Genomic DNA, 14,107 nt, shown 5'->3' on the forward strand with positions numbered 1-14,107 from the left:
AACACTTGTTCTCTAGTTTAGGAAAACTAATTGGTCATTTCATCCCAGAAATTTTTGACATCATCCCACCAACTTGTTGACTTTGGTGAATGTTGTTTTTTACTGCCTTGTAGGTAATCGTCGAACTCTTTGAGCATACGCTTTTGCTCTTTATTCAAGTTCACAGGTGTCTCGATGATCACTCGACATAACAAGTCACCTCGCATCCCACCGCGCATTGGTTGAATTCCTTTGCCTCTTAAGCGGAACATACGACCAGTTTGCGTTTCCTCAGGGATCTTAAGCTTCACTCGTCCATCCAAGGTCGGCACTTCTAGCTCTCCGCCAAGGCACGCAGTCGTAAAACTAATCGGCATTTCACAATATAAATTGTCACCATCTCGATCAAAAATTGGGTGAGCTTTTACATGGGCTTGTACATAGAGATCACCGGCCACCGCTCCCGGTCCACCGGCTTCGCCTTCACCGGTTAAGCGAATTCTATCGCCGGTATCGACGCCAGCAGGGATCTTGACCGACAAGGTTTTTTCTTTGCGAACTCGACCTTGTCCTGAACAAGTATTGCAGGGATCTTGAATAACTGTTCCCTGGCCGTGACAACTTGGGCAAGTCTGTTGGACTGAGAAAAAGCCCTGTTGCATACGCACTTGGCCAGCACCATTACACGTATTACAAGTTGTCGCCTTAGAACCGGCTTTAGCACCGCTTCCATCACAAGTACCGCAATCGACATAGGTTGGTATTTTGATAGTCTTCTTGACGCCTTTGACGGCTTCTTCAAGGGTCAGCTCGAGATTGTATTGAAGATCGGCACCACGTCTTTGACGTTGCCGACCACCGCCACGAGCGCCACCGCCGAAAATATCACCAAAGACATCGCCAAAGATATCACTAAAGCTTTCTCCACCTTGCGCACCATGGAATCCGCCTTGACTCGGATCAACCCCAGCATGACCAAACTGATCATAGGCTTGACGTTTTTGGGAATCATTTAAAACTTCATAAGCCTCTTTGGCTTCTTTAAATTTTTCTTCCGCTTCTTTTGAGTCGGGATTACGGTCAGGGTGATACTTCATCGCTAAACGCCGGTAAGCTTTTTTCAAGTCTTGCTCACTGGCGCCTTTGTCGACACCTAACACTTCGTAATAGTCTCGTTTAGACATACTCGGGTTACCACTAGTTTCTTGCACTTAAATTTGCGTTAATTATTCGCGCCCATCGCAGACGCGTTATTTATGTGCTTATTTCAGAAATAGCAACGCGGGGTTTGGTCCCCGCGCGGCTACAATCCATTTTGTTAGCCGGCTTTATTGACCGACTTCAAATTTACTTCTTGTCGTCTTTGACTTCTTCAAACTCAGCATCAACAACGTCATCACCAGCAGCGTTTGGCTCTGCAGCACCTTCTGCAGGACCAGCTTCCGGTTGCGCTTGTCCGGCTTGTGCTTGCGCGGCTGCGTACATACGCTCAGCCATTTTTTGTGATGCTTTAGTTAACGCTTCAGTTTTTGCATCAATCGCCGCTTTTTCATCGCCTTTAATTGCTTCTTCCAAATCTTTGATTGCTGCTTCAATGGCTTCTTTTTCACCATCTTCAAAAGTCACGTTATCTTCTTCCATGGTTTTCTTAGTCGCGTGGATTAAGCCATCAGCTTGGTTACGCGCTTCGATTAACTCTTGGAACTTCTTATCTTCTTCGGCATGCGCTTCCGCGTCACGTACCATTTGTTCGATTTCTTCATCAGACAAACCAGAAGATGCTTTGATCACAATTGATTGCTCTTTACCAGTAGCTTTATCTTTCGCTGATACGTTTAAGATACCGTTTGCATCAATATCAAAAGTGACTTCGATTTGAGGCATACCACGTGCTGCAGGTGGAATATCTTGTAGGTCAAACTTACCTAAAGATTTGTTCTGCGCAGCCATTTTACGCTCACCTTGAAGAACATGAACGGTTACTGCAGTTTGGTTATCTTCTGCCGTTGAGAATACTTGGTTCGCTTTAGTAGGAATGGTTGTATTCTTGTCAATCAAGTTAGTCATTACGCCACCCATGGTTTCGATACCAAGCGATAGTGGAGTAACGTCTAGTAATAATACGTCAGTTACATCACCAGCGAGAACCGCACCTTGAATTGCCGCGCCCATGGCAACCGCTTCATCAGGGTTAACGTCTTTACGTGGCTCTTTGCCAAAAAATTCTGTTACTGCTTCTTGAACCTTAGGCATACGTGTTTGGCCACCAACTAAAATTACATCGTCGATGTCAGAAACATTCAGTCCAGCATCTTTGATTGCCGTTTTAACTGGCTCCATTGAACGCTCAACTAAATCTTCAACTAGCGACTCTAATTTAGCGCGAGTTAATTTAACGTTTAAGTGTTTTGGACCAGAAGCATCAGCAGTGATGTAAGGTAAGTTAACGTCAGTTTGTTGGCTAGAAGACAACTCAACTTTGGCTTTTTCACCCGCTTCTTTTAAACGTTGAAGCGCTAATGGGTCATTGTGTAAATCGATACCGCTTTCTTTCTTGAACTCTTCAGCCAAGTACTCGATAACGCGCATATCGAAATCTTCACCACCAAGGAAAGTATCACCGTTAGTCGCTAACACTTCGAAAGTGTGCTCGCCTTCGACCTCAGCAATTTCGATGATAGAAATATCGAAAGTACCACCACCCAAGTCATAAACTGCGATAGTCTTGTCGCCTTTACCTTTGTCTAATCCATAGGCAAGTGCAGCAGCTGTTGGCTCATTAATGATTCGCTTAACATCTAGACCGGCAATTCGACCAGCATCTTTAGTCGCTTGACGTTGAGAGTCATTGAAGTATGCAGGAACCGTGATAACGGCTTCTGTTACCGTTTCACCTAAGAAATCTTCTGCCGTTTTCTTCATCTTTTTCAAGACTTCAGCACTCACTGCAGGTGGTGCAATTTTTTCGCCTTTCACTTCTACCCAAGCATCACCATTGTCAGCCGCTGAGATAGTGTAAGGAACCATTTTAATATCTTTTTGCACAACATCATCTTTGAATTGACGACCAATCAAACGCTTAATCGCAAAAAGTGTGTTGTTAGGATTAGTAACCGCCTGACGCTTGGCAGACTGGCCCACTAAAATTTCACCTTCATCTGTGTAAGCAACAATCGAAGGAGTTGTTCTTGCGCCTTCTGCATTTTCGATGACGCGAGTATCTTTACCATCAAGAACAGCCACACAAGAGTTGGTTGTTCCTAAATCGATGCCAATAATTTTACCCATGTTATTTCTCCACATTGGTTGTTTTGTTTCGCGTCTTAACGCTGGAAATCAAAACAAGCTTAATTTCAATCTTCTGATGCCCCTTATCTGGGGTCGCTATTTATGAATTCAAGTAATTTGTTAGCAAATATTACGCTTTTTCATCAATCTGCGGGGATTTGCCTTTTGCCACAATGACCCGTGCTGGTCGGATCAAACGACCATTCAGCGAGTAGCCCATTTGGATCACATGCATAACGCTATTTGGTTCGTGCTCATCGCTTTCCTGCATGACCATTGCTTCATGTAAGCCAGGATCAAACGCATCGCCCAACGGTGCAATTTGTTCAATGTTAAATTTGTTTAAAGTATCCACTAGCAATTTATAAGTCAGCTCTATTCCCTCGCGCATGGATTTTTGCGCATCGTGCTCAACTGGTAATTCAAGCGCTTTTTCGAGACTATCGACAACCGCTAGAATTTCTCGTGCAAAACGCTCTAACGCAAACTTACTCGCATTAGTGATCTCACGCTCAGCGCGACGACGAATATTTTCTGATTCTGCTTTTGCTCGGATTGCAACATCTTTGTGATTTTCGGCTTCCTGAAGCGCTTGCTCTAATTCTGCAGCTAGTTTTTCGGTTTGCTCTTCAAATGATAACTCCTGTTCGGCTGCAGCTGACTGCTCAGCTTGTTCTTGAGTATCCCCAGAAACTTGGTCTTCAGTATTTTGAAGTTCCTCATTATTACTCATCACTACGGCTCCTAAGCGTATTACTTTTCTAACTTAATCATGAAATAGTTGGTTCGACATTGGTTAAACCATCGCTAAATGCTTATTTTTAGACCAATATTCGACGATTTGCAGTGAATATGGGGGCTAGTTGAAGGGATTCAAGCAAGAAAAGACAATTCTCACTAAAAAAATAGGGATATTTTTATTATTCCGCTATGGATTTCTGTGTGATAGCCGAAGAAAGCAGCTTTGCGGTGATATCAACGATCGGTATTACACGCTCGTAATGCATCCGAGTGGGTCCGACGACGGCCAGAACTCCAACAGGCTCTCCCTCAATTTTGTAGGGCGCAGTGACGATCGAGCAGTCTTCAAAGTTTTGATTACCACTCTCTTCACCGATAAAAATCTTCACCCCATCAGCAGCTAAAGAACGCTCTAAAATATTGAGAATTTGCTGCTTCTGTTTAAATGCTTGAAATATCCGTTCTAAGTTCTCGAGTTGTCCGTGAGAGGCCATTGAAACCAAGTTGGTCTGCCCTGACAAATGGAATGCATCACTAACCGTTTCAGCATTGGATTTAGCATCCAGTCCTTTTTCAGCCATTAAAATAGCCTGCCGGGTGAGATCATCCAATTGCTGTTTTTCGGTAATCATCTGGTTGAGTAACTCTTCCCGCGCCGTATTGAGGTCTTTACCCGCCATATGATGGTTAAGAAAATTAGCCATAATCACTAACTCGTCGCGACTAAAGCCTCTGTCGACCTGAATGACTCGATTTTGTATTTCATCGTCTTGCAGAACAAGCACGACCAAGATCCGGTTTTCTGACAATGGCACAAAATCGATGTGCTGGACTCGTTGGAAAGGTTTACTCGGAATCTGGACAAGACTGGCCATTTTAGTCATCTCAGAAAGGACGCTGGAGGCGTTACTGAGCAGAGTAGGCACTTCTTGTGTCGGATTAAGTGTCGACTTTACTTTCTCAATCATATCGCGGCGTGGGTCGCGGATTTGCACCAATTGATCGACAAAAATTCTCAATCCTTGGGTGGTTGGGATTCTTCCCGCAGAAGTATGCGGTGACAGGAGCAACCCTTGCCTTTCAAGATCCGCCATAATATTTCTGACAGTGGCAGGGCTCACCGACAAATGAGAGTTCTTGAGCAAAGCCTTTGAACCGATAGGGTTGCCCTCTTGAACATAAGACTCAATCAAGGACTTCATTAAAATGAGATCGCGATCTTTCATAGAATACTCAGCACACCATCAGCCGGTCAGTTTGCTCATTGACTGTTATAGGGTCTTTAAACTGTCATAAATTCCTTTAACTGTCATTACTGGAGTTGCTTGGCTTAGTTATCGATGTGGAATCAACGACTAAGCGAACTCGGAGACTTCCTTTATATCCTTCAATTATTGAATAGTGCCTTGATAATTAACAAAAAACCATTGATGATAAGGCTCAATTCGACAATAACTTCAATATGCGACCTTGGAATCCTATTTTCAAGGGTTGGACAACAAAGATGTCAAAACTTACTTCATTCCATAAAATCGGAATCACAGGCAAACCCGGCAGCCAAGCGGCGATGGAGACTGTTGCCGCTTTAGGTAAACAGTTAATTGCTGATGGTAAGGCTGTATTTATGCCGAGACGCCACCATGAAGAAATCGTTATTGATGGCATCAATGAAGTTGCTTTTGAATCATTGGGTGAAGTCTGTGACTTGGTGATAGTAGTCGGTGGCGACGGCAGTATGCTTAAGACTGCTCGAGCTTTGGTTGATAGTCGAATTCCGCTATTGGGAATTAACCGAGGGCATTTAGGCTTTTTAACCGATATCAGGCCCACTGAGATTGACACCCGTATCCCGCCAATTCTTGAAGGCGAATACACATTAGAAGATCGGTTCCTACTGCATGCCGAAGTCTATCGAGGCGAAGAGATTATTGGCTCATCGTGCGCTGTCAATGACGTCGTTTTATATCCCGGTGAAATTGCGCGCATGATTTCCTTTGAGCTATATATGGACAAGCAGTTTGTTTACAGTCAGCGAAGCGATGGTTTGATAGTATCAACGCCGACCGGCTCTACCGCTTATTCCTTATCGGGTGGTGGCCCCATTATGGCTCCCGAAACAGACTCAGTGGTACTCGTACCAATGTGTCCGCATACACTGACAAGTCGCCCTATTACTGCCAATCGCAAGCGCATTATTGACCTTGTCATTTCTGAGGCCAACCCGCATACCCCGCAGCTCAGTTGTGATGGCCAAGTCATTATATCTCTCCAGCCTGGCGATAGAATTCGAATTAAGCAATACCCGATTGAAATGCGTTTGGTCCATCCGTTGGACTATGACTATTTTGAGGTATTACGAAGTAAGCTTAATTGGGGGCAGAAGCTTTAGTTCATTCGAGAATCAATTTATTCTATTAAATCCTGTTTAAGTTAGCTACAATGCTCAAAAACCAAACAACTACTTATATAACTAGATAAAACCACTTAAACAATGTTAAGCCGAATCGAAATCCGCAACTTTGCGATTATTCAATCCCTCGATCTGGATTGGTCTCAAGGGATGACTGTGATCACAGGTGAAACTGGCGCTGGCAAATCGATCGTTATTGATGCGCTCGGTTTAACCCTTGGTGAACGAGCAGAGCAGAGTGTTATTTACCCTAACGCCAAACATGCCGAAGTGACTGCTATTTTTGATTTGCACGAGTCTGACGCTGCCACTCAATGGTTAATTGACAATGAACTTGAAGAGGATGGCGAGTGCATACTTCGCCGAGTTGTGGTCAAAGAGGGTCGTACTAAGTGCTTTATTAATGGGCGCAGCGCCACTCAGTCTCAGTTAAAAGCATTAGGGAGTTTGCTCGTTGATATTCACGGTCAACACGCCCACCAAACTCTCTTAAAACCAAAAGAACAGCTTAACTTACTCGACCGATACGCGGATCACCAACGCTTATTGGATAACGTAAGACAAGCAGCCCAGGCAATTAAGCAGATTGAAAAGCGAAGAACTGAGTTAACCGAAGCGAAGCAGGCCCGAGACGCAAAACGAGAACTACTCGCTTATCAAGTCGAAGAGTTAACGAATGCAAATCCCGAAAAATCGGTGCTTGAAAATTTAGAAGCCGAACATAAAAAAGCCGCCACCAGTCAAGATAGATTAGTGCTCGCACAGACGGGTATGCAGTGGCTAAGCGAAGATGAAAATGGCTCGGTTATCGCGTCTCTTGCACGCGCAACTGAGCAAATTAGCCAATTAAAAGCGCTAGACCCTAATCTTGAAAATATTGAGTCTATATTGCTACAGAGCGAAGCGTTACTCCAAGAAGCCAAACAAGATTTAGCCGTTTACCGAGATGGCTTGGAGTGTGATCCTGAAAAACTCCAACAACTCGATGATCAACTGGCGACCTTTCATGATCTTGCGCGCAAGCATCATGTCTCAATTGAGCAACTACCAGAGCACTTTGCGACTTTAACCGATGAGCTTCAGCAATTACACGCAGACGATAGTGAACTCGAACAAATCGAAGCGGATTATCAAGCAGCTATCAGTAGCTATTTGGACAAGGCGAATAAGTTGACGCAAAGTCGCCAAAAAACAGCAAAGAAACTCCAGGGATTTGTTTCCGAAAAAATCCAAGGCCTGGCGATGGAAGGCGGCCAGTTAGCGATTGAATTAACCCCGATTGAAAACCAGTACCCATCATCAGGTCTCGAGCAAGCCGAGTTTGTTGTCTCGGCGAATCCTGGTCAGCCACTCCAACCGCTTAGTAAAGTGGCATCAGGCGGTGAACTGTCTCGGATCAGTCTCGCAATCGCAGTTATTACCGCAGAACAACAACTCGTCCCAAGTATCATTTTTGACGAAGTCGATGTCGGCATCGGTGGTGGAACAGCAGAAACTGTTGGAATTTTATTGCGGCAACTTGCCAGCCAACGTCAGGTTATTTGCGTGACTCATCAGCCCCAAGTAGCATCGTGCGGCAACCATCACCTTGTTGCCAGTAAAACCAAGCTGGTTGACTCAACCTCCACTCGGGTTGAAAAATTGGACGATAACCAGAGAGTAGAGGAGATTGCTCGTATGCTTGGCGGACTCGTGATATCCGACAAAACCCGTTCGCACGCCAGGGAAATGCTTGCTCAGTAGGGTTATTCGAACGAATTGATGATTGTGACCCCTTTTGCGTCAAACTGATCCATTCTAGTCAGTGCGGCAATCCCATCACTTAGTGATAATCTGTGTTTTATCAGTGACTGGGGTTTGAGCTGCTCTTGGAAAATCATCTTCATCATTTGCGCGTAATCCGGGGCCGGCATACCATGACTACCGATGATTTCCAGCTCCTTCGCTAATACTAAACCCATCGGAATTTGTGGCTGGCTATCCTTATCAACCATTAGCCCCACTTGAATATGCTTGCCTCGCGCTTTCAAACAACGAATTGAGTTTAAACACGTGGTTGTGCTACCAAATGCGTCGAGCGACACTTGGATACTATCATTTGTCATTGACTTGAGCGCTTCAGCCACATGAGCATTGTTCTTTGCGTTAAGTGTCAAATCAGCACCACAAGACCTCGCTAAATCTAAACTATCCTCAAAGATATCAACGGCTATCACCTTGGCTTGCATCGCCTTAGCAATCATAATCGCTGACAACCCCACACCGCCACAACCATGAACCGCGAGCCATGCACCAGGCTTTACTTGGCCTTGACTAACAACCGCTCGAAAAGCCGTAGCAAATCGACAACCTAAACTCGCCGCAGTCTCAAATTCAATCGATTCAGCTAATGGCACCAAATTACTATCCACTTGATCAACAGCAGTATATTCTGCAAAGGAACCCCAATGTGTAAACCCAGGTTGGGTTTGCTGGGCACACACTTGCTGGTTTCCCGACTCACATTCAGCACACTCTCCGCATCCGGCTATAAATGGGATCGCGACTCTATCACCCACTTTCCAGTTTGAAACACTTTTGCCGACAGCTTCGATAATTCCTGCAAATTCATGACCCGGTACATGAGGCAACACTACCTCCGGATCGTGCCCCATCCAGCCATGCCAATCACTCCGGCATACACCAGTCGCCATGACTTTAATGACTGCACCGTGACTATTGGGTGCCGGATCATCGACGTTAACTAACTTTGGTGGGGATTGAAATGATTCGAATAAAACCGCTTTCATTTATTTGGCTCGCTCGTCGAGTGACTGTCTAAACTGACGGTACCGGATGACTAATGATTAATGACCAATAACTATTAAGACACAAATAAACTTACCTTATTTTGGCTTACTCTAACACTAAATCAAACCATAGCGAGTGCCAGCGAGCTATCTTTTCATCGGCAGCGAGCAACTTTGGAGAGACTGTCTCAGGCTCCGAAAAGTCATGCTTACTTTCCAATAAGGTGGCGTTTGCCGCGGCTTTTTGTTCCTTGCTATCTCTGTAGATAACTGCGATGACCTCTTCACAGTAGCTACAGGTAATAAATTCCGCCAACTCATCGCCTTGCTGAAGCGTGTGAGCTAAGTAGCCTTTCTTTAAAAACAAAATACCATCAGGATCGGAAATATACTGAATTTGACGCGGCAGGCAAAAATCACAATCACATCTTCTTGGGTGGTAAGCCTGCATCGGGTGTGGCATATCGACTTTAAAACGAGTCTTTCCACACCCACATTGACCATTTATTAACATCTTGACCTTCACATCAAACGAATAGGTTTTAAACCAACCTATTTAAATCAACCAAACATCTTTAGCTTAGTCGATATCTGTCGACATTCAATGTACTGGCGATCAAAAAAGGGCGCTGTTGCGCCCTTAGTGTCTATTCTGGTGTTTCTTATCGATAGGCAGCATTGATTCTTTGCACAAAAACATCTGCTTTTTCAAAACCAGTCGCTCTTAACCGTTCATCTTCCTCGCCGTTGGCATCGAAGAACAAAATACTCGGTAAACCAAGAATGCCATAATGCTTCATCAATGCCTTATCGTCCGCATCTCCTTTGGTAACATCTGCTTGAATCAACACGGTATTTCCTAGCGCAGCTTGCACAGCGGGATCGGGAAATGTGTAATCTGCGAATTCATAACAAGCAGTGCAGTATTCAGCAAAGAAGTCGAACATCACGGTTTTACCTTCAGCATTCGCTTGCCGGATTTTGGCTTCGACATCGGCGATAGTTTTAACCTTTTCAAACATGGCATGAGGATCAACTGAGTTAGCGCCCTGTCCAGAATGAGCAGCTATCGCAGTAACGTTAGCCAAAGGTGAAAGCAACCGACCATTACCAAGCGATGCACCAATAACTAAAATGATGCCGTAAACAAACATTACCAGCCCGGTACCTTTCCAGAACTTTTGTGCATTCGTTTCAACTTGAGAGAGTGCCCCCATATAAATAGCAGTTACGATGAGCAACACAGACCAAGCAAACAAATAGAGCGGCCCGGGAATAAGATGTTTTGAAATGTAGAGCGCCATGCCGATCATTACCACACCAAACCCAGCTTTGATGGCATTCATCCAGGCGCCAGCTTTCGGTAAAAACTTTCCGCCACCGACACCAACCATGATTAGAGGAATCCCCATTCCCACTGCCAGTGCATAAAGTCCAACACCACCAATGACAATGTCCCCTGTTTTCGCAATGTAAATTAATAATGCGCTAAGGGGGACAGTTACGCAAGGTGACACCACGAGTGCCGATAGTGCCCCCATAACGCCAGCTCCCACGTATGAGCCACTTTCCTGGCTATTCGACAAGTTGTTAATTCTATTTTGAAGACCTTGAGGAAGTTGCAATTCATAAAACCCAAACATCGAAAGCGACAACAATAAAAAAATCACTGCCGTAATACCGATAAACAAAGGTTGCTGGAGGGTTGTACTAAACCCTTCCCCCAAAGAAGCTGCTAAAATGCCTAATAGAGTATATGGAATGGCCATCGCTTGGGTGTATGCTAGAGACAAACCGAACGCTTTACCGGTACTCACTTCTTTGCCTTGGCCTACAATAATGCTCGACAGAATTGGCACCATAGGCAATACACAAGGCGTGAAAGCTAAAAGAATACCGCCGAGTACGCCCCAAATAACAATTTCAAGCAGGCTTCCTTCCGACAATATTCCAAGAATCAATTCTTGTTCTGATTGAAATTCTTCAGCAACAGGCTCAGACAAAGTAGACTGTGTTGCGGTATTAGCTGATGGTTGAGCACTGGTCGATGTCGCACTACCGCTAGCGGCCAAACCACTATTACTATCACTAGCGTTACCGCCGCCACTACCATCACTACCACCGATCGCGACCGGTTTAGCAACCACATTGTTTGCTAACAACGTAAAGCGCTTTTCTTCAGGGGGGTAGCATAAGCCCGCTTCGGCACAACCTTGAAATTCTAAGCTAAATTCAAATTCTTTTTGATGAGCGGTAAATGGGATAACGATTTCAAGATGATTGTAATAGACTTCCACATCACCTAAATACTCATCGACTTTCTTTTTGCCGTCCGGAATTTGCGCTTCACCAAGCGTCGCGCCTTCGGCATTGAAAAAGAAACGACTGCGATACATGTAATAAGCATCTGCAATTTCAAATCGCGCAATGATTTCGTTGTCTAAAACATCTGTGGTTAACTGAAAAGCTTCATCGACCTTGAGAAACTCAGACTTTGTCGCAAAAAGTGCGGATAAATCTTGCTGTTGAGCGCTGACTGAGCCAACACTTGAACATGCCAAGGCAAATACCGCCGTTGTTACAAATAAAATTTTACCAAGCAACTTCATTATTTCACTTCTATTTAGGTGTGTTTACTCAAGACCGGGCTTTGATCTGAAATGTTACTCCAGGGATCGGGAAATCCAGTCTAAATACTCTTGGCTACCTGACTCGATAGGTAACACGATAAATTCAGGCACTTCATACGGGTGCACTTCGGCTAATTTAGCGCTAAGTTCGTCAATCTTGAGAGAACTAGTCTTCATCAGCAGTAAAAATTCGCGATCTTCTACAATTTCACCCTCCCATTGATAGAAGGATGTCAGGTTGCTGCATACATTGACGCAGGCAACAAGCTTTTGTTGCACTAGGCTAAGCGCTATTTCTTTCGCTACGGATTTATTATCGACAGTTGTCAAACAAAGTTTATAGTCGCTAGATTCAGAATGTGACATGGACCATACCAAAGACTATTCACCGATGACCACAGAGTCTCCGCCCGCCTCGATCGCTTTGTTCATCGCCGTCAGCGTCGAGTCATACCAGCGATGCGCATCCCAGTTAACCGATAGATTACCCAAACCAATACTAACCGTTAACGGAATGTCATGGTGTTTCAAATGAAAAGGAAGTTCTGCGAACTGCAGCCGAATTTCCTCAAAAATAGTTTTCCAGTCTGATTGCTTTCCTGTCGTTAATATAATCCCCAATTGTCCCGTCTCCAAGTGACCGATGATATCTGTCTTACGGAGTCGTTTTTTGAGGATTAAACTTAACTGTTGAATCGCCACATTAATCGCTGAGAAATTAGCGCCCTTTATTAAGTCTGGCGTTTGGTCGATCTGAATAATCGACAGTGCGAGCGAATGACCACCACGAGACATCCTGGCGGCTTCAACCGAGATTCGTTGCTTGAACGCAATGGCATACATTAATCCGGTATCTGGGTTTTCGCCGATTTGCGGGTTCAGCTCTCGATATCGGCGGGTATATAATTCTGCCATAAACAGTAACTGCTCTTTTTCTACAGGCTTCACGATAAAGGAGGTACCACCCGACAATAGGGCTTGGTTTTGTTTGCGGATGTTTTCTTCTGCAGAAAGGAAAATAATCGGTAAATAAGCAAAGCGCGGGATTTGACGAATAATTCGTGTCAATTCAATCCCGGAGCAAGTTGGCATTTGCATATCCATCAATATTGTTTCAGGGTCAAAACCACGTAAAGCCTCAAGCAATACCGTCGGATCGTTGACTAAACGGATCTCAAAATGGCCCTTAGACAACACTTTTTCGTAGTAACGAGCCTGTGCTTTTGAATCTTCCATAATTAAAATGCGGTACGGCGAGTCAGCATGGATATCATATTGGCGCTCTATAATTTCCAGTAATCCAGAAAGTGACACGGGTTCTACCATGAAAGCAGTGCCGCCAGAGCGAAGAGCCAACAAACGCTCTTGTTGGGTGTCCTCTTCTGCGGTAAAAATCAAGGGGATGCGCCGGACCTCAGTATCTTGGTCACTCAATTGCTCGTTTTTTTCCGCAAACTTAATCGGTGCAACAATCACACTGCCTTCATGATCAATGGCATATTGACGCGCTTTTTCGATGTCATCAGTTTCATGAACTTCGATTCCCAATGATTCAAATTGCTCTTTCAAGGCTTGAAAGCGTTGGCCATGTTGGCTAACAAAAATTAATACGCCTTTATCAAGATAAATGCCTTGCTCTTCAAGACTCTCATCCACGCTCTCTTCAGCTGATGACGCTTCCTCAGCGGGTTCTACCTCAGGTTCAGATTTGGTTTCCGGTTGTTGTGGCTGCGCTTCGGCTTTCGGCTGTTTTGCGGGTTTTACACCTAACTCTAGTTTTTCGGAATGTTCTTGCAGTTTGTTGGCAAATCGCTTGAGTAACGGTTTTTGGGTTTCGAGAGAACTCTCATCCATTGATAACTGTTTTAACAATTGATTGAGCAAATTCGCCGTGGTTTCAAAATTTTGCGCAACGCAAGCATCTTTGGTTTTATTAACTTGCGAGAACAGTGCTTTGACTCGCAATGGCTCAATCTCTTGAGTCAACATGTCATTGAGCAGCCTAGCAAATTGGCGCAACTTGACTGGTGTTCGGCGCAAGAATTGTTGATTAACTTCGTTGGTAATTTGACTTTCAGACATGTTTTAATTGGCTTGTTTTAATTGTTAAGTTTTTATCGTTGCAAAGGTAAACCACAAGCTTTGTTAATGTTTTACCCCAAATATCCTCGATAAGTTGTTATTTATCCTATCAATAATAGCATGTATTTTTGATCGAATTGGGCTAAATCTCTGGCGACTACTCCCCATTTTTAGATTGTAATTTGACT

General features: G+C 44.4%; 11 protein-coding genes. 2 read left to right on the forward strand and 9 right to left on the reverse strand.

What is annotated here, in order from left to right; all coding sequences use genetic code 11:
- Positions 1-26: 26 nt before the first annotated feature.
- From dnaJ to hrcA, 4 genes are all read right to left on the reverse strand, one after another.
- Entirely contained in the window at positions 27-1,163 is a 1,137-nt protein-coding gene (dnaJ, locus tag FLL45_RS21405) for a molecular chaperone DnaJ (protein WP_142944106.1), read from the reverse strand.
- Positions 1,164-1,326: 163 nt separating this feature from the next.
- Positions 1,327-3,267 (reverse strand): molecular chaperone DnaK, encoded by a 1,941-nt coding sequence (dnaK, locus tag FLL45_RS21410; protein WP_142944107.1) that lies wholly within the window; start codon positions 3,265-3,267, stop codon positions 1,327-1,329.
- A gap of 130 nt (positions 3,268-3,397) precedes the next feature.
- Entirely contained in the window at positions 3,398-4,000 is a 603-nt protein-coding gene (gene grpE, locus FLL45_RS21415; RefSeq protein WP_142944108.1) for a nucleotide exchange factor GrpE, read from the reverse strand.
- Between the two features lie 187 nt (positions 4,001-4,187).
- Positions 4,188-5,234 (reverse strand): heat-inducible transcriptional repressor HrcA, encoded by a 1,047-nt coding sequence (hrcA, locus tag FLL45_RS21420; RefSeq protein ID WP_142944109.1) that lies wholly within the window; start codon positions 5,232-5,234, stop codon positions 4,188-4,190.
- Positions 5,235-5,512: 278 nt separating this feature from the next.
- Here hrcA and FLL45_RS21425 point away from each other — a divergent pair, with 278 nt between their 5' ends.
- Together FLL45_RS21425 and recN are read left to right on the forward strand one after the other, a co-directional pair.
- Entirely contained in the window at positions 5,513-6,397 is an 885-nt protein-coding gene (locus tag FLL45_RS21425; protein ID WP_142944110.1) for an NAD(+) kinase, read from the forward strand.
- Positions 6,398-6,499: 102 nt separating this feature from the next.
- Complete coding sequence (recN, locus tag FLL45_RS21430; RefSeq protein ID WP_142944111.1) at positions 6,500-8,161, forward strand: DNA repair protein RecN; 1,662 nt, start codon at positions 6,500-6,502, stop codon at positions 8,159-8,161.
- 2 nt (positions 8,162-8,163) lie between these two features.
- On the opposite strand, the gene FLL45_RS21435 is transcribed toward recN, so the two are convergent.
- The 5 genes from FLL45_RS21435 to FLL45_RS21455 all read right to left on the reverse strand — a co-directional run bounded on the left by FLL45_RS21435 (position 8,164) and on the right by FLL45_RS21455 (position 13,919).
- Positions 8,164-9,207 (reverse strand): zinc-dependent alcohol dehydrogenase family protein, encoded by a 1,044-nt coding sequence (locus FLL45_RS21435; protein WP_142944112.1) that lies wholly within the window; start codon positions 9,205-9,207, stop codon positions 8,164-8,166.
- Between the two features lie 106 nt (positions 9,208-9,313).
- Complete coding sequence (locus tag FLL45_RS21440) at positions 9,314-9,721, reverse strand: GFA family protein (RefSeq protein ID WP_142944113.1); 408 nt, start codon at positions 9,719-9,721, stop codon at positions 9,314-9,316.
- A 148-nt stretch (positions 9,722-9,869) separates the two neighbouring features.
- Positions 9,870-11,816 (reverse strand): protein-disulfide reductase DsbD, encoded by a 1,947-nt coding sequence (dsbD, locus tag FLL45_RS21445; RefSeq protein WP_142944114.1) that lies wholly within the window; start codon positions 11,814-11,816, stop codon positions 9,870-9,872.
- Positions 11,817-11,870: 54 nt separating this feature from the next.
- Positions 11,871-12,203: a divalent-cation tolerance protein CutA gene (gene cutA / locus FLL45_RS21450; RefSeq protein WP_142944115.1), complete on the reverse strand. Its 333-nt coding sequence runs from the start codon at positions 12,201-12,203 to the stop codon at positions 11,871-11,873.
- 15 nt (positions 12,204-12,218) lie between these two features.
- A complete protein-coding gene (locus tag FLL45_RS21455; protein ID WP_142944116.1) occupies positions 12,219-13,919 on the reverse strand; it encodes a response regulator in 1,701 nt (566 codons plus the stop codon).
- Positions 13,920-14,107 lie beyond the last annotated feature (188 nt).

It is taken from the genome of Aliikangiella marina (genome assembly GCF_007004765.1).
GTDB classification, from domain to species: domain Bacteria; phylum Pseudomonadota; class Gammaproteobacteria; order Enterobacterales; family Kangiellaceae; genus Aliikangiella; species Aliikangiella marina.

What these genes read in the sequence shown, in the direction of transcription:
- hrcA (WP_142944109.1), bottom strand. Translation starts at nt 5,234, where the DNA reads ATGAAAGATCGCGATCTCATTTTAATGAAGTCCTTGATTGAGTCTTAT.
- dsbD (WP_142944114.1), bottom strand. Translation starts at nt 11,816, where the DNA reads ATGAAGTTGCTTGGTAAAATTTTATTTGTAACAACGGCGGTATTTGCC.
- dnaK (WP_142944107.1), bottom strand. Translation starts at nt 3,267, where the DNA reads ATGGGTAAAATTATTGGCATCGATTTAGGAACAACCAACTCTTGTGTG.
- FLL45_RS21435 (WP_142944112.1), bottom strand. Translation starts at nt 9,207, where the DNA reads ATGAAAGCGGTTTTATTCGAATCATTTCAATCCCCACCAAAGTTAGTT.
- FLL45_RS21455 (WP_142944116.1), bottom strand. Translation starts at nt 13,919, where the DNA reads ATGTCTGAAAGTCAAATTACCAACGAAGTTAATCAACAATTCTTGCGC.
- FLL45_RS21425 (WP_142944110.1), top strand. Translation starts at nt 5,513, where the DNA reads ATGTCAAAACTTACTTCATTCCATAAAATCGGAATCACAGGCAAACCC.
- FLL45_RS21440 (WP_142944113.1), bottom strand. Translation starts at nt 9,721, where the DNA reads ATGTTAATAAATGGTCAATGTGGGTGTGGAAAGACTCGTTTTAAAGTC.
- dnaJ (WP_142944106.1), bottom strand. Translation starts at nt 1,163, where the DNA reads ATGTCTAAACGAGACTATTACGAAGTGTTAGGTGTCGACAAAGGCGCC.
- recN (WP_142944111.1), top strand. Translation starts at nt 6,500, where the DNA reads ATGTTAAGCCGAATCGAAATCCGCAACTTTGCGATTATTCAATCCCTC.
- grpE (WP_142944108.1), bottom strand. Translation starts at nt 4,000, where the DNA reads ATGAGTAATAATGAGGAACTTCAAAATACTGAAGACCAAGTTTCTGGG.
- cutA (WP_142944115.1), bottom strand. Translation starts at nt 12,203, where the DNA reads ATGTCACATTCTGAATCTAGCGACTATAAACTTTGTTTGACAACTGTC.